We start from the raw sequence: 19,276 nt of genomic DNA on the forward strand, positions 1-19,276 counted from the left end.
CATCGCGGCCTCGCTGGGGCTCGACGGCTCCCACAGTGGGTTTTGCAGTGCTTGAAAGGTCGTTACATCAACGGAATCGAATAACTCACGAACACCCGATTCTGATCCTGGTCCCGCGCCACTTCACTGCGCGACACACCGTTGCGCCAGCCGAACCCGACGTTCTTGAACGTGCCGCTCTGCACCACGTAATCCAGCGAGATATCGCGCTCCCACTCGCTGGCATCGTTGCCGCTGGCAGTGAGAATGTGCTCGCCCTTCAAGTACATCACCGACGCCTTCAGGCCCGGCACGCCAAGCGAGGCAAAGTCATAGGCGTATTGGGCAAAGGCCGTGCGTTCGCCGGCCTGGATGAAGGTCTGCACGGTACGGTCGGTGTAGAGGTACAGGCTGGAACCGCCCTCCCCTTTGTTGACCAGGCCGCCCTGGTTGAGTTGGGCGAAGTTGCTGTCATCCGAGACTTGCTGGTAACCGGCGGTGATCGCGTGCGGGCCCAGAGAGTAGATGAACGCTGCGCTCCAGGTGTTGTTGTCGATTTCACCCGTGCCGTTCTTGGTATAGCCGCCGAGCTTGTAGCCTTCGGCACGGCCGGCGACGCTGCTGTTCTTGCCGTCGGAGGTGGTCTTGAAGTAGCGCAGGTCAGTTTTCAATAAGCCGTAGTCGCCCAGGGGCAATACATGGATCAAACCGGCGAAGTGCTGTTGGTAATAGTCTTCGAGATTGGCGTAGTAGTACTGGACCAACAGGTCCTTGGTCACCTGGTAATCGGCACCGGCGTAGTTGAATTTATTGCTTTCCTGGGTGCCACCGGCCGCCGCCAGGCCGCTGCGGTCGCTGGAACCACGGCCGGTGGTGTGCTGCAGTTGGCCGCCGATCAAGGTCAGGTTATCGATGTCCTTGCTGGTGATCTGCCCGCCTTCGAACGACTGCGGCAACAGGCGCCCGTCGTTGCTCACCAGGATCGGCAGGTTCGGGCGCAGGTAGCCGTAGCGCAGTTCGCTCTTGGCGAAACGCGCCTTGGCCGTCGCGCCGCCACGGGCCCAGGTGTCGGCGGCCTTGCCGTCGTCGGTGGGGATCATCGAACTGCCCACATGACGGCCGGCGCCACTGTCGAGGGTGACGCCGAGCATGCCCACGGCATCCAGGCCGAAGCCGACAGTGCCGTCGGTAAAGCCCGACTGGTAGTTGAGGATAAATGCCTGGCCCCACTCTTCGGTCTTCGACGGTGCGGCGGCGCCGTCACGGTTGTCGTTGTTGAAGTAGAAGTTGCGCAGGCTCAAGTTGGCTTTGCTGTCACTCAGAAAATCAGCCGAGGCCAGGGGGCTCAGGGCAATGCCCAGGCCGCCGGTCAACACGCTTAACACATGCAAAGTGGCTTTCATCACAACCTCAGTCAATTAATCCATGGGCGTCATAGAACGGATACGGCCCCGGGTACTCCCCGAACACGCCGTTGTGGCTGATCAAACCCTGCTGCACGTCCCAGCGATGCAACAGATAGCCCGCCGGCTCCAGGTTGAAATGCGCGGGCGCCGCTTCTTGCAAATCCAGCACGATCTGGTGGGAGGTGCCGGGGCACACACAACTCAGGCTGCCACCGAAACGCCGCTGCATCGGCCGGTGCAGATGGCCGCACAGCAAGCGCTCCACTTGCGGATGGCGGGCAACGACTTGCTCCAGGGCGCTGGCATTGATGAAGGGTTCGCGGTCCATGTGGCCGATGCCACTGATGAACGGCGGGTGATGCAGGATCAGCAGCGTCGGTGCATCCGGGCGCAACGCCAGTTGCTCGTCCAGCCAGTGCAATTGGCTATCGAGCAACTGGCCGCCGTGGCCGCCAGGAATGGTCGAGTCAAGGCCGATCAGGCGCAGTGGATGGTCGTCGACCACCCAGTCCAGCGGGCCCTCGGCCGACAACGGCAGATACGCGTGATCACGAAATGCTTCCAGTAACGGCCCACGGCTGTCGTGATTGCCCGGCACCAGGTAGCACGGCATGTGCAGGCGCGCGAGTTCGGGGTGCAGCACGGCGTATTCATCGGCGCGGCCGAAGTCCACCAGGTCACCGCTGATGACCACGATATCGGGCCGTGGGTGGCTGGCGTTCAAGTGGTCGACGGCGCGGCGCAGTGCGCCTAACGTATCGACAACCCCGTAAGTGAGACGCTGGCCGGCTTTAAGGTGCAGGTCGCTGATCTGCGCGACGAGAAACGGACGATTCACGATAGAGTCTCAAGCATTCAGGGTGAACAACATGTGCGGCGCGATCGCCAGGGCAATCGGTGCGCCGACGGCGTACAGCTGGTTGTCGCTGCTGTCGACCAGCAGCGGTTGCGGGCCGCCCACATCCACCAGCAGGCGGCTTTGCGCGCCTTGGAAGAACTGCGCCAGCAGGTGGCCGTGCAAGTGCCCTTCGCTCTCCATCACCCTCAGGTGTTCGGGGCGGCAATAGACGGTGCTGGGCAGGTTGACGTCCTGCCACGGCAACTCGCCGCCACAGACTTTCAAACCATGGGCCGATGGCTCGAGCACGGCAAAGGCATTGAGGTTGCCGACAAAGCCCGCGACGAAGGCATTGGCCGGTTTCTGGTAGATGTCACGCGGACTGGCCAATTGCGCGACACGTCCGTGCTCCATCACCAGGATGCGGTCGCCCAGGGCCATGGCTTCGCCCTGGTCGTGGGTGACGAACACCGAGGTGATGCCCAGGCCGCGCAGCAACTCATTCAGCTCGCTGCGCAGGCGTTCGCGCAGTTGCGCATCCAGGGCGGCCAGCGGTTCGTCCAGCAGCAACACTTTCGGGCGCGGCGCCAACGCACGCGCCAAGGCCACGCGCTGGCGCTGGCCGCCGGAGAGCTCATGGATGCTGCGTTTGCCGTGGTGCTGCAAGCCCACCAGTTCCAGCAACTCGTCGCAGCGCTGGTTACGCTCCACCACCGACATACCGCGAATCTTCAAGCCATAAACGATATTCCCGGCCACATCCAGGTTGGGAAACAGCGCGTAATTCTGGAACACCATGCCCACATCGCGGCGTTCGATGGGCAGGCGCGTCACGTCCTGGTCGCCGAACCACACCTGGCCCACATCCGGGCGTTCGAGGCCGGCGATCAGGCGCAAGGTGGTGGTTTTGCCACAGCCGGACGGACCGAGAATGGCCAGGGTTTCGCCGCCTTCGACGGTCAGGTTCAAGTCATGCACGGCCACGGTGCCGTCGGCGAACGCCTTGCGACAGCCTTGCAGGCGGATAGTGATAGCGGTCATCGACGCTCTCCACGGGACAAACGGGCACTGATGGCCTGCAGCGCAATCAACAGCGGCACGATCATCAGCAAAAAGATAAGGGTGTAGGCGCTGGCGATTTCCAGGCGCGCCGAGGCGTAGCTGTCGGCCAGGCCCACGGGCAAGGTCTTGGTCATCGGCGTGTGGAGCATCCAGGTCAGGTTGAATTCACCCAGGGACAAGGTGACGACCATCAGCACACCGGCCAGGATCCCGGCCCGGCAGTTGGGCACCACCACGCTGAAAAAGCGCTTGATCGGACCGGCCCCCAGGCTGGCCGCCGCTTCCTCCAGCACCGGCAGTTGCTGGCGCTGCATCACCGCCATCACCGGGCGTACCAGGAACGGCAGGGTGAACAGCACATGGCCGACCAGGATGAACAGCCAACTGCTGCGAAAACTGCCGAATTGGCCGTAGGTCAACAGCAACGCCAACGCACTGGCCAACCCCGGCATGGCCACCGGCAGCACCATCAACTCTTCAAAGGCGCGGCTGAAGCGGTTGTTCATGCGCACCAAGGCGTAGGCCGCCGGCACGCCAATCACGCAGACGCACACCGCGCAGGCCAGCGCCAGTTGCAGCGACAACCACACGGTGGGCGAATATGCCTGCCACACCTGCACCAGCCAATCGAAGGTCAAGCCACTGGACAGGCCGACGAAGAAATTGCGGGTCAGCCCGGCCAGCAGCGACATCAGCACCGGCACCAGCATGAAGGCGCACACCACCAGGGTGAACAGCAGTTGCAACACAAACAGTGATGAGCGCTTCACAGCACAGTCCCCGAATTTTTCACCAGCCGTCGCGTGAGCAGCAGCACGGCCCAGGTCACCGCGCCAAGCACCACCGACAGTGCGGCCGCCACGGCGAAGTTGGCGTAGTTGGTGAACACGTTGTAGATGGCCACCGGGGTGACGTTCAGACGCGTGCCCAAGGTAAAGGCGGTGCCGAAGGCGCCCATGGAGGTGGCGAAACAGATCGCCCCGCAGGAGGCCAGCGCCGGCGCCAGGCCTGGCACGATCACATCGCACACCACTCGCCAATGCCCGGCGCCCAGGGAATGGGCGGCTTCTTCCAGGCTGCGGTCGAGGCTCTCGCATGCCGCCATTACCGTGAGGATCACCCGTGGGATCGAGAAATACAGGTAGCCCACGAACAGCCCCGCCAGCGAGTAGGCGAAGATCCAGCGCTCACCGGCCAATTGCAGGCCCAGTGAGGCGAGCAGGCCTTGACGGCCAGCCAGCAGAATCACCAGGAAACCCACCACCACGCCGGGAAACGCCAGGGGAAACGTGAGCAATGCCACCAGCGCCGAACGCCCGAAAAACTGCTGCCGGGCGAGGAACACCCCGCTGATGCCGCCGATCAGCAGCGCCACCAGTGTCACCACCACCGCCAGCAGCAGGGTTTGCCCAAGGCTGCCCAGGTACTGCGCACTGCTGAGCACCTGCCAGTAGCCGCTGCCATGGCTGTCGCGGCTCTCGGCACCGAGCACCATCAGGTGCGCCAGCGGCAGCAGCCAGAACGCGAGCAGCACCGCAAAGGCCGGGGCCAGCGCCCAGGCTGCGTGTCTTGCCGATGCGGCCACTTACTTGACCTCGTTCAGGTAACGGGCGGCGAAGGCTTCCTGCACAGCGGCCATTTTTTCGTAGTCCACCACGCCGGCGCGGGCGTAGTCGCTGTCGGGCAGGAACTGTGCGGCCACCTCCGCCGGCATCTTCATCGGCCGTACCGGACGCAGGTAGGCTTTGGCCCAGAGCGCCTGGCCTTCGTCCGACAGCACGAAGTCGAGGACCTTTTCTGCGTTGGCGCGGTGCGGCGCGTTGGCCACCAGGCTCATCACGTAGGGCACGCTGATGCTGCCTTCCTGGGGAATCACGAAGGCGACGTTGGCCTTGTCTTTGTAGCGCGCGCGATAGGCGTTGAAGTCGTAGTCCACCAGGATCGGCAACTCGCCGGACAGCACCCGCGCATAGGCGGTCTGCTTGGGCACGATGGGCGCGTTTTTCGCCAGTTTCTGGAAGTAGTCGATGGCCGGCGCGAAGTTGTCCAGGTCGCCGCCCATGGCGCGGTTGATCGCCACCGCCGACACGTAGCCAACGAAGGCACTGGACGGGTCGAGGTAACCGACCATGCCTTTGTATTCAGGCTTGAGCAGGTCGGCCCAGCTTTGCGGCACCGGCAGACCACCGAGCGCATCGACGTTGACCATGATGCCCAAGGTGCCGGAGTGGATCGCGAACCAATGGCCGGCCGGGTCTTTCAGCCCGGCGGGAATCTGGTCCCAGGCCTTGGGTTTGTAGGTGCCGACCACCTCGGCCTTTTGCGCCTGCAGGCCGAAGGTCACGCCGTAGTAAACGACGTCGGCCACCGGTGCGGCTTTCTCTGCCACCAACTGCGCCAGGGATTGGCCGGAGTTCTTGTTGTCCAAGGGCACTTGCACGCCGGTGCTGGCGGCGATGGCCTTGAGCTGGGTGGCCCAGTCGGCCCAGTCCGGCGGGCAGTTGTAGCAGATCGCGGTTTCGGCGGCCTGGGCCAGGCTGGCCACACCGCACAGCAGCACGGCTGCCAGGGTTTTACGGAATGCGCGCATCAGGGGTTTCCTCGTGGGGTTGAGTGCTTTCGCCCGGCCGGATATGGCAAGGCAGGCAATGAGACGTCGGGGCATGGCCGGCGATCTGCGCCAGCAGTTGGTCAATCACGGTGCTGGCCAGCAGCGCAATCGGCTGCACCACACTGCACAGGGTGGGGTGCATCTGGGTGCCGAGGCTGATGCCATCGAAGCCCATCACCGAGAGTTGTTCGGGCACGTTCCAGGCGTTGCGGCGCAGTTCGGCGATCAGGCTGATGGCCAGGAAGTCGTTGGAACACACCAGTGCGGTGGGTGCATCCTCGCCTTGGAGGAATGGCGCGATGGCGGCGAATTCCGCCTGGGTGTGTGCCGGCATTTCGATGACCGGACGCGCTGGCAAGCCGCATTCGCGCATCGCCTCGCAATACCCGGCGTACCGCAGGCGCGCACGGTCCGACTGCAAGGCGGGACCGGCGACCATGCTGATGCGGCGGTGCCCCGCTTCCAGCAAATAACGCGTGGCCAAGGCCATGCCCGCGCGGTTGTCCACCGACACAGCGCTGTAGCTGGGGTTGCTGGGTTGGTGGTAGGCCAGCACAAACGGGGTTTTCTCTGTATTCAGGCTGCTGAGCACGACGTTGCTTTCAGCATCCGTGACCGTCAGCACCAGGCCGTCCACGCGCTGGCGCAACAACTCTTCCACCACAATGCTTTCGCGCTCGCTGTTGTAGTCGGTAGTCGCCAACAGCAGGCTGTAGCCGCGTGCACGTGCCGCGCGCTCCATGGCCTGGAACTGTTCGGCGAACACCGGGTTGAGCAGGTTGGGCACCACCACGCCGATCAACCGGGTGGTTTGCAGGCGCAATTGGCGGCCCAGCAGATTGGGCCGGAACCCCAACTCACGGGCGGCGGCGAACACCTGCTCACGGGTGGTCGGGCGCACCTGGTCGGGGGAGGCAAAAGTGCGGGCGGCGGTGGCGCGGGATACGCCGGCCAGCCGCGCGACGTCTTTCAAGTCAGTCATTGTCACTCGCTTGAGATCGATCTCATTGGCGAGGACAGTAGCGGCGGAATGTGGCAATTCGGCGGTAGGGTGATGACAGTTTGATGTCGGTGGACCCGATATACAGGGGCCAAACTGTGGGAGGGGGCTTGCCCCCGATGGCAGTGGGTCAGTACTGGATTGGGTGGCTGATACACTGCCATCGGGGGCAAGCCCCCTCCCACATTGGATCGGTGCCCATCCATAGATGGTCATACTCGCAGGGTAGGGTCACAAACCGGACGCAGCAAAATCCGCCCACTAACCTTTCGATTCGATCCAAGTGCGGGCACAATGCGTGTCCTTTTTTGGCAGGCACCGCCGCAGGCTCTCAAAAATGATCAAAACGCCGTACTACCTCATCGATAAACAGAAGCTTCTGGTCAACATGCAGAAGATTGCTTACGTGCGCGAACAGTCCGGCGCCAAGGCCCTGCTGGCGCTCAAGTGCTTTGCCACCTGGTCGGTGTTCGACCTGATGCAGCAATACATGGACGGCACCACCTCGTCGTCGCTGTACGAGTTGAAGCTCGGCCGCCAGAAGTTCGAAGGTGAAGCCCACGCCTACAGCGTGGCCTGGGCCGACGATGAAATCGAAGAGATGCTGGATAACTGCGACAAAATCATCTTCAACTCCATCAGCCAGCTGCAGCGCTTTGCCGAACGCAGCGAAGGCAAGACCCGCGGCCTGCGCGTCAACCCGCAGGTGAGCAGCTCCGACTACCTGCTGGCCGACCCGGCGCGTCCGTTCAGCCGCCTGGGCGAATGGGACCCGGTGAAGATCGAAGGTGTGATCGAGCAGATCTCTGGCTTCATGTTCCACAACAACTGCGAGAACGGCGACTTCAGCCTGTTCGACAAGATGCTCGGCGTCATCGAAGAACGCTTCGGCGCGCTGCTGCACAAGGTCGAGTGGGTCAGCCTCGGCGGCGGCATCCACTTCACCGGTGAAGACTATGCCGTGGACGCGTTCTGCGCCCGCCTGAAGGCATTCTCCGAGAAGTACGGCGTGCAGGTGTACCTGGAACCCGGCGAAGCGGCGATCACCAACAGCGCCTCGTTGGAAGTGACCGTGCTCGACACCCTCTACAACGGCAAGCACCTCGCCGTGGTCGACAGCTCCATCGAAGCCCACCTGCTGGACCTGCTGATCTACCGCCTCAACGCCAAGCTGGCACCAAGCGACGGTGAACACACCTACATGGTGTGCGGCAAATCCTGCCTGGCCGGAGACATCTTCGGCGAGTATCAATTTGATCGTCCGCTGGCCATCGGCGATCGGCTGTCGTTCATCGACACCGCAGGCTACACCATGGTCAAGAAAAACTGGTTCAACGGCCTGAAAATGCCGTCCATCGTAGTGAAACAACTCGACGGTACAGTCGAGATGGTTCGTGAATTTGGTTACGACGACTACCTGTCCAGCCTTTCGTAAGCTGGCGGATAAAGGAGAGATAAAGCAATTGAAAAAGAACGTTCTTATCATTGGTGCAGGAGGTGTCGCCAAGGTGGTGGCCCACAAGTGCGCGCAGCACAACGACGAACTCGGTCGTATTGCTATCGCGTCGCGCAACATCTCCAAATGCCAGGCCATCATCGACAGCGTCAAGGCCAAGGGTAGCCTCAAGGTACCCGCCGATATCCAAGCCTTCGCGCTGAACGCCCTGGACGTGGAAGCGACCAAGGCCCTGATCCGCGAGACCGACTCGCAGATCGTCATCAACGTCGGTTCCGCGTTCCTCAACATGTCGGTTTTGCGGGCCTGCATCGACACCGGCGTTGCGTACCTCGACACCGCCATCCACGAAGAGCCGGGCAAGGTCTGCGAGACCCCGCCGTGGTACGGCAACTACGAATGGAACCACCTGGAAGAGTGCAAACAGAAGAACATCACCGCCATCCTTGGCGTGGGCTTCGACCCGGGTGTCGTCAACGCGTATGCCGCGCTGGCGCAGCAACAGCATTTCGACCGCATTGATTCGATCGACATCCTCGACGTCAATGCCGGCTCCCATGGCAAATACTTCGCCACCAATTTCGACCCGGAAATCAACTTCCGCGAGTTCACCGGACAGGTGTGGAGCTGGCAGAACAGCCAGTGGACCAGCAACACCATGTTCGAAGTCAAACGCACCGATGACCTGCCGGTTGTCGGTCCGCAGAACCTCTACCTCACCGGCCACGATGAAGTGCACTCGCTGTCGAAAAACCTCGACGTGCCCAACGTGCGTTTCTGGATGAGCTTCGGCGAACACTACATCAACGTGTTCACCGTGCTGAAAAACCTCGGCCTGCTCTCCGAAAAACCGGTCACCACCGCCGAAGGCCTGGAAGTCGTGCCGCTCAAACTGGTCAAGGCCGTGCTGCCCGACCCGTCCTCGCTGGCCCCCGGCTACACCGGCAAGACCTGCATCGGCGACCTGGTCAAGGGCACCAAGAACGGCCAGCCCCACGAGATGTTCATCTACAACGTGGCGTGCCATGAAGAAGCCTTTGCCGAGACCGACAGCCAGGGCATCTCCTACACCGCAGGCGTGCCACCAGTGGCCGCTGCACTGCTGGTGGCCCGTGGCGAGTGGGATGTGAAGCACATGGCCAACGTCGAGGAACTGCCGGCCAAGCCGTTCCTGAAGGCGCTGGATGTGATGGGGTTGCCGACTCGGATCAAAGACGAGAACGGTGATCGGGCTTGGGATGCGATTGCCTGAATAGGCAGCTGCAAGTGGGAGGGGGCTTGCTCCCGATAGCGGTAGACCAGTCACACCTGTGTTGACTGAGACACTGCAATCGGGGGCAAGCCCCCTCCTACATTGGGTTTCAGGGTGCCTGTCATTCCAGGTTACGGGCCGAGTTGCTCAGTGCCCTTGAGCATTGCAGAAGCGCCGGCGCCAACTGTTTCTCCGCATCCGCCCGAGTCCAGCGGCTGGTCGGCGCCACCACATGCACCGCCGCCACCGGTCGACCATTGGCACCCAGTACCGGCGCGCCGATGGTCATGTCGCCCAGGAACAGTTCCTGGCCATTGACCGCATAGCCCTGCTCGCGCACCTGCTGCAACGACGCCATGATTTTGTCGACTTCCGTCAGCGTCTGGCTGGTATGCGCAATGCGCTGGCTGTTCTCGATCAACACCAACGCTTCCTCCTGCGGCAACGCGCTCAAATACGCCCGCCCCGACGCCGTGCAGTACATCGGCACCCGCGAGCCGATCGGCATGTGCACCGGCACAAAGCCCGCGCTGACGAAACGTGCGATGTAGGTCATGTCGTAGCCCGCAGGCTCGGTGAGGCACGAGGTCTCGCCGGTCAGCCGGGTCAACTCCGACAGAAACGGATTCGCCACCTCGATCAACGAATGCGCATCCAGGTAACTGAAGCCCAACTCCAGCACCCGGGGTGTGAGTTGGTAATGCCGGGTGCGGGAGTGTTTCCGAAGGTAACCCAGGCTTTCGAGGGTAAACACCATGCGCTGGGCCGAGCTTTTGGTCATGCCGGCGGCCTCGGCCACCTCTGCAAGGCTCATGCTGCGGCGCTGTGCACTGAATGCCTTGAGCACCGACAGGCCTTTTTCCAGGGATTGGTTGTGCAGACTGTTGCGTTCTTCGGACATGGCGGACTCGCGGTCAGGTCGATCAGGCGTGGTGATATTTCTACCTCAAATCACAGAAATAGACCACTTAATATCGCATATCGATACGAACAGTTCATTTTGTCGATTTTCTATAGCAATATTCGATTCCAATCAATCGAAATGGCACAGAGCTTGCGATTTCATCGGCAGCCGCTTGCGGTACTGACTATCCGTTTTCCTTCTGGAGTAACCCGATGAACAGTCTTTCGCCCTTGTTTCGCCGCCTCGCCTTCGGTCTTTGCGCCACGCTGTGCGTCAGCGCGGTGCACGCAGAAAGTGCGTCCTCGTACAAAGTCGGTGCAACGGCCAGTGGTTCGCCGTTTACCTTCCTCGACATCAAGAGCAACAGCATCCAGGGCGTGATGGTCGATGTGGCCGAGGCCGTGGGCAAGGCTGGCGGCTTTACCAGCCAGATCGAGCAGACCAACTTCGCTGCGCTGATCCCCTCTCTCACCTCCAGCAAGTTGGATTTTATTTCCGCCGGCATGCTCAAGACCGAAGAGCGCACCAAGGTCGTCGACTTCAGCGCCCCAGTGTATGCCTACGGTGAAGGCCTGATCATCAACGCCGACGACAACACCGCCTACCCTGACCTGATGCCGCTGAAGGATCAGGTGGTCGGCGTACAGGCCGGCACCGTCTTCTATGACCAGTTGAACAAGCTCGGCATCTTCAAGGAAATCCGCACCTACGACTCCATCGGCGAGATGGTCCGCGACCTGTCCCTGGGCCGCATCAAGGCCGCCGTGGGTGACCAGCCGGTGGTCGCCTACCAGATCCGCCAGAAGCTGTTCAAAGGCGTGAAACTGGCGCCGGACTACAAGCCCACCAACGTCGGCCAGGTGTGCCTGGTGGTGCGCAAGGGTGACGCGCAAACCCTGGAGCGCCTGAACACCGCCATTGCCAGGATCAAGGCAGACGGCACCCTCGACAGCATTCTCAAGAAGTGGGGCCTCGATACCCAGGTGCGCCCATGAACCCGGCGGAGTTCCTGCAAAACGCCCAGGACTTTTTGCCGATTCTGCTGCAAGGCGCGTGGGTGACGATCCAGATCACCGTGCTGTCGTTCCTGCTCAGCAGTGCCATCGGCCTGGTGCTGGCGTTGCTCAAGCTGTCGCCGATCCGTGCACTGTCGTGGGCGGCGAGCACCATCATCAATGTGATCCGTGGGCTGCCGATCATCGTGCAGTTGTTCTACATCTACTTCGTGCTACCGGACATGGGCGTGCACCTCACCGCGTTCTACGCGGGCGTGATCGGCATGGGCATCGCCTACTCGGCGTACCAGGCCGAGAACTTCCGCACGGGCATCATTGCCGTCGAACAGGGCCAGCGTGAAGCCGCCGAAGCACTGGGCATGCGCTCGGCGCTGATGATGCGCCGGGTGATCCTGCCGCAAGCGTTTCGCATCGCCCTGCCGCCGTACGGCAACACGTTGGTAATGATGCTCAAGGACTCGTCGCTGGTGTCCACCATCACCGTCGCGGAGATGACCCGCCAGGGCCAACTGATCGCCTCGTCGACCTTCCAGAACATGACCGTCTACACCCTGGTCGCCCTGCTCTACCTGCTGATGAGCCTGCCGCTGGTGTACGGCCTGCGCCGCATGGAACAACACCTGGGCCGGAGGAAAAAAGCATGATCGAGATTCGCCAACTGCAAAAACATTACGGCAGCCACCGCGTGCTGCACGGCGTAGACCTCGACGTGGCCAAGGGCGAAGTGGTGTGCCTGATCGGGCCGTCGGGCTCGGGCAAATCCACTTTGCTGCGCTGCATCAACGCGCTGGAAGCCTATGACGGCGGGCACATCAACGTGTTTGGCGAAACCGTGCAGCGCGGCAGCAAGAGCGTGCACGCCCTGCGCAGCCGCATGGGCATGGTGTTCCAGCGCTTCAACCTGTTCCCCCATCGCACCGTGCTGGAGAACGTGATGGAAGGCCCGGTGTACGTCAAAGGCGAGCCGCCCAGGCAGGCTCGCGAAGAAGCCCTGGTGCTGCTGGAAAAAGTCGGCCTGAGCGCCAAGGCCGAGGCCTACCCGGAGCAGCTCTCCGGCGGCCAGCAACAACGCGTGGCCATCGCCCGTGCCCTGGCGATGAAACCCGAAGCCATGCTGTTCGATGAACCCACCTCGGCCCTCGACCCTGAACTGGTCGGTGATGTGCTGGCGGTGATGCGCACCCTCGCCGATGAGGGCATGACCATGATCGTGGTCACTCACGAAATGGGCTTTGCCCGCGAAGTGGCCGACCGCGTGTGCTTCCTGCATGGCGGCTACATCGTCGAAAGCGGGCCGGCCGAACAGGTGCTGGGCAACCCGCAGCATGCGCGGACCCAGGACTTCCTGCGGCGCGTGCTGCACCCTACCGGTAACACGCGGAGCCTGTCATGAAGTCATTGTGGTCAGCGACTGCGCCCTCAGTGGTGCCGACGCCTGCCTTGAGCGAGTCGGTGAAGGTGGACGTGGCGATTGTCGGCGCGGGGTATACCGGCTTGTCGACGGCGCTGCATTTGGCCGAGCGCGGCGTCAGCGTGTGCGTACTGGAGGCCAACGAGCCGGGCTGGGGCGCATCCGGACGCAACGGCGGGCAGGTCAACCCGACGCTCAAATACGATCCGCAGCAACTGGTGCAGATGTACGGAGCGGAGCGTGCAGAACCGTTGATCTCGACTGTATCGAACTCGGCCGACCTGGTGTTCAAGCTGATCGAAAAACACGGCATCGATTGCGCGCCGGTACGCAAAGGCTGGATGCAGGTGTCGTACAGCGAAAAAGGCGTGGCCGGGTTGCACGCACGGGCAGATCAATGGGCCAGGCGCGGTGTACCGGTGCAGCGGCTGGATGCCGCAGCGGTGGCTTCGCGCATAGGCAGTGAGGCGTTTGCCGGTGGCTGGCTGGACGGTCGCGCCGGGGCGATTCAGCCGTTGGCGTATGCCCGTGGCTTGGTGGGTGCGGCGTTGGTGGCGGGTGTGCGGATCCATGGGCAAAGCGCGGTGACCGGGTTGCAGCGCCAGGGTTGCGGCTGGCAATTGCAGACGGCTGGCGGTGCGCAGGTCACGGCCGATCAAGTGGTGTTGGCCACCAACGGCTACAGCGGCAACCTGTGGCCGGGCATGGCGCAGAGCATCCTGGCGGCGAACAGTTTTATCGTCGCCACCAAACCCTTGAGCGGGCGAGCGGCGGACAGCATCTTGCCGGGGCAGGAAACCGTCTCCACCGCACAACGGCTGCTGCTGTACTTTCGCAAAGACAGCCATGGCCGCTTGCTGATGGGCGGACGCGGGCTGTTCAACGACCCCACGTCACCCACGGATTTCGCCCACCTGGAACGCTCGCTGGCGCTGCTGTTTCCGCAATTGGGGCCACTGGAATTCGAGTATCGCTGGGCGGGCCGTATTGCGATCACGCGGGACTTCATGCCCCATGTGCACCAGCCCGCACCGGGGCTTACATTGGCGCTGGGCTGCAATGGCCGTGGCATCGCACTGTGTACCAGCCTGGGGCAGCAATTGGCGGGGCGGTTGTGCGACAGCACCGCGGAGTTCGCCTATCCGGTAACACCGTTGCAGCGCTTGCCGATGCATGGGTTGCAGCGGTTTTACATTGGGGCGGGGGTGGCGTGGTATAGCTTGCTGGATCGGCTCAATTGGAGCTGAACAGAGCCCTTACTCACACCACTCCCCATGTGGGAGTGGGCTTGCCCGCGATGGCGATGTGTCAGCCACTGGATGTGCTGGCTGATGTACCGCCATCGCAGGCAAGCCAGCTCCCACACTGGTTCTCCTTTTCCGGGAGACCCTATTACACCCGTAAAGCGATCAATACTCTCAATCGCCAACGGCGATCGCTCCCATGAACGGGGCGCGCCCTCAAAACACCGACCACCCAATCCGCTCACTCAACAATTCCAACGCCTTCATCCCCGCCAGCGAGTTACCCGCCGTATTCAACTCCGGCGACCACACGCACACCGTAAACTGCCCCGGCACCACCGCGACAATCCCGCCCCCTACCCCGCTCTTGCCCGGCAAGCCCACGCGATAGGCAAAATTGCCTGCCTCGTCGTACAGCCCGCTGGTGGCCATGATCGAGTTGACCTGCTTGGTCTGGCGCGCCGTTAAAATCTGTTCGCCGCTGTGGGCACTCGTGCCTTCGTTGGCCAGGAAGCTGAATGCCTTGGCCAAATCCAGGCAGCTCATCTGCAAGGCGCAGTAGTTGAAATAGCTGTGCAGCACCGCGTCCACGTCGTTGTGGAAGTTGCCAAAGGATTTCATCAGGTAGGCCATGGCGGCGTTGCGGGCACCGTGCTGGGCCTCGGATTCGGCGACGACGCTGTTGACCAGGATCTGCGGGTTGCCCGACAGGCGCCGGACGAAATCGCGCATCGACAAGATCGGCACGGCGAAGCGCGATTGGTTGATGTCGCAGATCACCAGCGCACCGGCGTTGATGAACGGATTACGCGGGCGGCCACGTTCGAACTCCAGCTGCACCATGGAGTTGAACGGCTGCCCGGAAGGCTCATGGCCCAGGCGTTCCCAGATGGTTTCGCCACCATGGTCGATGGCCTGCACCAGGCTGAACACCTTGGAAATGCTCTGCACCGAGAACAGCGTGTCGGCGTCACCGGCGCAATAGGCCGAGCCGTCGTTGCCGTACACGGCGATGCCCAATTGGTTGGCAGGCACATCGGCCAATGCCGGGATGTAATCGGCGACTTTGCCGAGGCCGATCAGGGGGCGCACTTCGTCGAGGATCGACTCCAGCAGCGCCTGCATGTCTTGTCCAGTCATCTGTCTTTGAATCGGTGGTAAGCGGGGCGCGGAGGATACCTGAAACACGCAGGTCAAGCTTCATCAGGGGCGCTTCGCACCCCAACGCGGGACAAGCCCGCTCGCCACAGAGGGAGTGGGGACTCCCTCGCCGCAGCTCAATGTTGCGTGCGCTCAAAAGTGCGCCACATCCGACACCCGCTCATCCAGCACATCCCGCGCCAGTGCCCAGGCCCGGTCACGGGATTCCACCACCAGCAACGGATAACCCCAGGCCTTGCCGAACATCGCGGCAAACGGCTTGAGCGCCAGGCGCTGCGCGGCACTGGGCTCGACCTGGATCATGCCTTTGACGTAGGTATGCAGCGCCTGTTTGTTTTTCTTCATCCAGATCGACGCTTGCTTGCGCTCCTCATGGGAGTGTTCGTGATTGTTCTCGTCCACGGATTTTTCGTGCAGCAGCAGGAAGGGTTGCTGGCGGGCCAGCAGGCTTTCGAACACGGCGAAGGCATCCTCCGGCCCGCCTTCATTGGGCGCATCAAAGACGATTTTCACCACCGGGAATGTTGAACTGTCGAGTCGCATGGCCGAGCTCCTTGTTGAGAATTGATCTCACTATAGGTCTCAAGCCGCTGGACGGCATTGCACAGAATAGCCAGACTGTTTCGCAATTCAGCCAACCTGCGATCCCTTGTCATGAAACACCATCGCCTGGAAATGCACGATCCGTCACTGTCCAGAGACGCCGACGTATTCCCCCGCGCCGTAGTGGCCGTAGGGGCCACCGCCACGTCGGATACCTGGGAACATACCCAGCATGCCCATCGCAAGGGCCAACTGATGTACACCTTGCGCGGGGTCATCCATTGCGAGATTGAGGCCGGTATCTGGATCGTGCCGCCGCAATGCGCGCTGTGGATTCCCGGCGGAACGCCTCACGCGGCACGGGGGGCTGGCGCTGCGGAAGTCTATTGCCTGCTGATCGACCCCGATGCCGCCTGCGCCCTGCCCCGGCAATGCTGCACGCTGGCGGTGTCGGCCCTGCTGCATGAGCTGATCAGCAAGGCGGTGAGTTTCCCGCAACTGTATGACGAGCAAGGCGCCCAGGGGCGTTTGATCAGTACCTTGCTGGATGAATTGGCCGTCGCGCCTGTTGAAGCCCTGCACCTGCCCATGCCACAAGATCCGCGCCTGCGTCGCCTGGCCGACAGCCTGCTGGCTGAACCGGCGGACAAGTCCACCCTCGGTCAATGGGCGGTGCGCATCGGCATGAGCGAACGCAGCATGACGCGTCTGCTGCTGGAGGAACTGGGCCTGAGTTTTGGCCGTTGGCGCCGGCAGTTGCATGTAATCCTGTCGCTGCAACGCCTGGCCAGGGGTGAGAGTGTGCAGCGCGTGGCCCTGGACCTGGGCTATGAGAACGCCAGTGGTTTTATCACCATGTTCCGCAAGACCGTGGGCCAGCCGCCGGCGCGTTACCTGGCGGACCGCGCCGGGGCCTTGAGCTCATTGGCGCCGGCGACGATTGCGCTGAACTGAAGGGGCGGCTACCCGGATCTGCAGGCCTGCTCGCCACACAGTCAACTGTCCAGATCAGCCAAGCCCAAATGCTCACGCAACGTCGCCCCTTCATACGCGGTGCGGAACAGCCCCTTGCGCTGCAAATGCGGAATCACGCTCTCGACAAACTCCGTGAACGAGCCCGGCAAATACCCCGGAGAGATCACAAACCCGTCGCAACCGCCCTGCTCGAACAACTCGGCCAGTTGATCGGCAATCTGCGCGCCGGTACCCACCAATTGCGGCACGCGCACGCTGCTGGCGAAGATGCGCCCGAGTTGTTCCAGGGTGGTTTGCGGGCCCTGCATCAACAGCTTTTCAGCCGCCGCCGGGTGGATCAGCGGCGACTGGGCGATCTCGGCCAGTGTCGCCGAAAGCGGGAATGGCGACAGGTCCACATTCAACTGCGAGGCCAGTGTCACCAGCCCCAGTTCCGGACGGGCCAGCGCATTGTGCCGATCGCGCTTGGCGCGGGCCTCCGCCTCGCTGCCCCCCATGAACGGCATCACCGCCGTCAGCACTTTGCAGCTGTCGGCGTCGCGCCCCTGCTGCACCACCTGGGCACGCACGTCATCGCGGAATGCACGCATGGCCGCCAAGTGCGGATGGATAGTGAAGATCGCCTCGGCCCAACGCGCACCGAAGCGCCGACCACGCCCGGAAGAACCAGCCTGGATCAGTACCGGTCGGCCCTGGGGCGTGCGCGGGATATTCAGCGGGCCTTCGACCCTGAACCACTCGCCCTGGTGCTGCACCGAACGGATCAATCCAGGGTCTGCCAGCACGCCGCTTTCGCGGTTCAGTTTAAGCGCGTCCTTGCCCCAGCTGTTCCACAGTTTCAGCGCAACTTCAACAAACTCATCGGCGCGGTCGTAGCGCAGGTCGTGCTCCAGGTGCTTGTCCTTGCCGAACAGGCGACCCTCGCTGTCGTTCATCGAGGTGACGATGTTCCACGCCGCGCGGCCCCTGGACAGGTGGTCGAGGGTGGCGAATTCACGGGCGATGTGCGCCGGTTCGTAATAGGTGGTGGACCGCGTTGCGCCCAGGCCCAGCCTGCTGGTCTTGCCGACCAGGTAAGACAGGATCGGCAACGGGTCCAGACGCGTGGCGTCCTGGGCGCCGTAGCGCAAGGCCAACTCGCGCGAGCCGCCCATCTGGTCGCCCACGGCCAGGCGGTCGGCGAAGAACAGGAAGTCGAACAGCCCCTCTTCCACCACCTTGGCGACCCGCGCGTAGTACTCCGGGTCGAGGTAATTGCCGACGGTTTCAGGATGGCGCCACACCGCGTGGCTGTGCACCACCGGCCCACTCAACAGGAACGCGGATAAATGGATCTGGCGGCTCATGGCTTGGGCGTCCACACGGTAATGGCGCTGACCTGCAACGGCTTGGGAATCAGCTTGGCGGCGTAATAGGTGTCGGCGATGCGCTGTTGCTCGGCGAGGTTGTCCAGCTTGACCGGGATGATGTCGTAGCTGCGGCGGCTATTGGCGCGCTCGACCGTGGCCGGGGCGATATTGCCCCACAGCGGGCCAAGGATGGCGGCGGCTTCCTTGGGATGGGCCTTCACCCATTGGCCGGTCTCGCGCAGGGTGTCGAAGGTCACCTGCAACACGTCCGGGTGGGCCTTGGCGAACGTCGTCGTCGCCAGATAGAAACGGTTGTAGTCGGCCAGGCCGTCCTTGCCGTCGGCGATTACACGCACATGGTGATCCAACTGTTGGGTGGCGAAGAACGGGTCCCAGATCACCCACGCGTCGACACTGCCATTAGCGAAGGCCGCGCCGCCATCCGGGGCTTCCAGGTAACGCGGAGTGATATCGGCCAGGGTCAGCCCGGCCTTTTTCAACGCCGAGATCAGCAGGTAGTTGCTGCCCGAGCCCTTGGACACGGCAACGGTCTTGCCCTTGAGGTCGGCGATGCTGTGGATCGGCGACGTGTCCTGAACGATGATTGCCTGGGCGCCCGGCGATGCGTTTTCCTGGGCGTAATAGGTCAGCGGTGCATCGGCGGCCTGGGTAAACAGCGCGAAAGCGTCAGCCACATCGGCGTGCAGGTCGACGCTGCCGGCATTCAGCGAGCTGAGCAGGCCGGTGCTGAATTCATGCCAGTTCACCGTGAATCCCAGGGGCTTGAGGCGCTGTTCCAACTGGCCATTTTGCTTGAGCAGGATCCACAGGGTGGATGAGCGCTGGTAGCTGATGTCCAGGGTTTGCTCGGCCTGGGCCGCCGTGGCGGCGAACAGCAGGCTGGCGGCGACGATTAGTTTTTTGAACGTCATGGGAGGCCTTGGCGAGGAAGAAATGAAGGGCGCTGCTTATGCCAAAAAACCGCGTCAGGCCTGGCAATAAAGCTTGTTCGATTATATTAACGATGAGCAATGATGAAAGAATCTTATAATTCTATGGTTATGCCCAA

General features: G+C 62.5%; 19 protein-coding genes. 7 read left to right on the top strand and 12 right to left on the bottom strand.

Annotation, left to right across the window (positions count from 1 at the left end; translation table 11 throughout):
• Nucleotides 1–62: 62 nt before the first annotated feature.
• Genes BFN10_RS23850 through BFN10_RS23880 form a run of 7 tightly spaced genes read right to left on the bottom strand, consistent with a single transcriptional unit; the run spans nucleotide 63 to nucleotide 6,878 of the window.
• Nucleotides 63–1,382: an OprD family porin gene (locus BFN10_RS23850; RefSeq protein ID WP_071491748.1), complete on the bottom strand. Its 1,320-nt coding sequence runs from the start codon at nucleotides 1,380–1,382 to the stop codon at nucleotides 63–65.
• Between the two features lie 7 nt (nucleotides 1,383–1,389).
• Nucleotides 1,390–2,223, bottom strand: a complete 834-nt coding sequence (locus BFN10_RS23855) for a phosphodiesterase (protein ID WP_071491749.1) — start codon at nucleotides 2,221–2,223, stop codon at nucleotides 1,390–1,392.
• A gap of 9 nt (nucleotides 2,224–2,232) precedes the next feature.
• A complete protein-coding gene (locus BFN10_RS23860; RefSeq protein WP_071491750.1) occupies nucleotides 2,233–3,264 on the bottom strand; it encodes an ABC transporter ATP-binding protein in 1,032 nt (343 codons plus the stop codon).
• Nucleotides 3,261–4,055 (bottom strand): ABC transporter permease, encoded by a 795-nt coding sequence (locus BFN10_RS23865; protein ID WP_071491751.1) that lies wholly within the window; start codon nucleotides 4,053–4,055, stop codon nucleotides 3,261–3,263. Before BFN10_RS23865 ends, BFN10_RS23860 begins: the two co-directional genes overlap by 4 nt.
• Nucleotides 4,052–4,870: an ABC transporter permease gene (locus BFN10_RS23870; protein WP_071491752.1), complete on the bottom strand. Its 819-nt coding sequence runs from the start codon at nucleotides 4,868–4,870 to the stop codon at nucleotides 4,052–4,054. Before BFN10_RS23870 ends, BFN10_RS23865 begins: the two co-directional genes overlap by 4 nt.
• Complete coding sequence (locus BFN10_RS23875; RefSeq protein WP_071491753.1) at nucleotides 4,871–5,875, bottom strand: ABC transporter substrate-binding protein; 1,005 nt, start codon at nucleotides 5,873–5,875, stop codon at nucleotides 4,871–4,873.
• A complete protein-coding gene (locus tag BFN10_RS23880; protein ID WP_071491754.1) occupies nucleotides 5,859–6,878 on the bottom strand; it encodes a LacI family DNA-binding transcriptional regulator in 1,020 nt (339 codons plus the stop codon). Before BFN10_RS23880 ends, BFN10_RS23875 begins: the two co-directional genes overlap by 17 nt.
• Nucleotides 6,879–7,233: 355 nt before the next feature.
• On the opposite strand from BFN10_RS23880, the gene BFN10_RS23885 reads away from it, so the two are divergent.
• Both BFN10_RS23885 and BFN10_RS23890 read left to right on the top strand, forming a co-directional pair.
• Nucleotides 7,234–8,331 (top strand): carboxynorspermidine decarboxylase, encoded by a 1,098-nt coding sequence (locus BFN10_RS23885; RefSeq protein WP_071491755.1) that lies wholly within the window; start codon nucleotides 7,234–7,236, stop codon nucleotides 8,329–8,331.
• Between the two features lie 28 nt (nucleotides 8,332–8,359).
• Entirely contained in the window at nucleotides 8,360–9,604 is a 1,245-nt protein-coding gene (locus BFN10_RS23890; RefSeq protein ID WP_071491756.1) for a saccharopine dehydrogenase family protein, read from the top strand.
• Nucleotides 9,605–9,725: 121 nt separating this feature from the next.
• On the opposite strand, the gene BFN10_RS23895 is transcribed toward BFN10_RS23890, so the two are convergent.
• Nucleotides 9,726–10,505, bottom strand: a complete 780-nt coding sequence (locus BFN10_RS23895; RefSeq protein ID WP_071491757.1) for an IclR family transcriptional regulator — start codon at nucleotides 10,503–10,505, stop codon at nucleotides 9,726–9,728.
• 215 nt (nucleotides 10,506–10,720) lie between these two features.
• On the opposite strand from BFN10_RS23895, the gene BFN10_RS23900 reads away from it, so the two are divergent.
• Genes BFN10_RS23900 through BFN10_RS23915 form a run of 4 tightly spaced genes read left to right on the top strand, consistent with a single transcriptional unit; the run spans nucleotide 10,721 to nucleotide 14,182 of the window.
• Nucleotides 10,721–11,503, top strand: coding sequence for an ABC transporter substrate-binding protein (locus BFN10_RS23900; RefSeq protein WP_071491758.1), 783 nt, complete (start codon nucleotides 10,721–10,723; stop codon nucleotides 11,501–11,503).
• The gene (locus tag BFN10_RS23905; protein ID WP_016977168.1) at nucleotides 11,500–12,168 is read left to right on the top strand and encodes an amino acid ABC transporter permease; all 669 of its coding nucleotides are present in this window, start codon (nucleotides 11,500–11,502) and stop codon (nucleotides 12,166–12,168) included. Before BFN10_RS23900 ends, BFN10_RS23905 begins: the two co-directional genes overlap by 4 nt.
• Nucleotides 12,165–12,917: an amino acid ABC transporter ATP-binding protein gene (locus BFN10_RS23910; protein WP_071491759.1), complete on the top strand. Its 753-nt coding sequence runs from the start codon at nucleotides 12,165–12,167 to the stop codon at nucleotides 12,915–12,917. The genes BFN10_RS23905 and BFN10_RS23910 overlap by 4 nt, the downstream gene beginning before the upstream one ends.
• A complete protein-coding gene (locus BFN10_RS23915) occupies nucleotides 12,914–14,182 on the top strand; it encodes an NAD(P)/FAD-dependent oxidoreductase (protein WP_071491760.1) in 1,269 nt (422 codons plus the stop codon). Before BFN10_RS23910 ends, BFN10_RS23915 begins: the two co-directional genes overlap by 4 nt.
• Nucleotides 14,183–14,395: 213 nt before the next feature.
• Here BFN10_RS23915 and glsB read toward each other — a convergent pair whose 3' ends face one another.
• Both glsB and BFN10_RS23925 read right to left on the bottom strand, forming a co-directional pair.
• A complete protein-coding gene (gene glsB / locus BFN10_RS23920; protein ID WP_071491761.1) occupies nucleotides 14,396–15,304 on the bottom strand; it encodes a glutaminase B in 909 nt (302 codons plus the stop codon).
• A 168-nt stretch (nucleotides 15,305–15,472) separates the two neighbouring features.
• The gene (locus tag BFN10_RS23925; protein WP_071491762.1) at nucleotides 15,473–15,883 is read right to left on the bottom strand and encodes a hypothetical protein; all 411 of its coding nucleotides are present in this window, start codon (nucleotides 15,881–15,883) and stop codon (nucleotides 15,473–15,475) included.
• A gap of 111 nt (nucleotides 15,884–15,994) precedes the next feature.
• Between BFN10_RS23925 and BFN10_RS23930 the strand changes: the two genes are divergently transcribed.
• Complete coding sequence (locus BFN10_RS23930; protein WP_071491763.1) at nucleotides 15,995–16,837, top strand: AraC family transcriptional regulator; 843 nt, start codon at nucleotides 15,995–15,997, stop codon at nucleotides 16,835–16,837.
• A 41-nt stretch (nucleotides 16,838–16,878) separates the two neighbouring features.
• On the opposite strand, the gene BFN10_RS23935 is transcribed toward BFN10_RS23930, so the two are convergent.
• Together BFN10_RS23935 and BFN10_RS23940 are read right to left on the bottom strand one after the other, a co-directional pair.
• Nucleotides 16,879–18,204, bottom strand: a complete 1,326-nt coding sequence (locus BFN10_RS23935; protein ID WP_071491764.1) for an LLM class flavin-dependent oxidoreductase — start codon at nucleotides 18,202–18,204, stop codon at nucleotides 16,879–16,881.
• Nucleotides 18,201–19,139 carry an aliphatic sulfonate ABC transporter substrate-binding protein gene (locus BFN10_RS23940; protein WP_071491765.1) on the bottom strand — a complete coding sequence of 313 codons (939 nt, stop codon included), beginning with the start codon at nucleotides 19,137–19,139 and terminating at the stop codon, nucleotides 18,201–18,203. Before BFN10_RS23940 ends, BFN10_RS23935 begins: the two co-directional genes overlap by 4 nt.
• Nucleotides 19,140–19,276: the final 137 nt, after the last annotated feature.

Origin of the sequence: Pseudomonas extremorientalis (genome assembly GCF_001870465.1) — a bacterium.
GTDB lineage: Bacteria > Pseudomonadota > Gammaproteobacteria > Pseudomonadales > Pseudomonadaceae > Aquipseudomonas > Aquipseudomonas extremorientalis.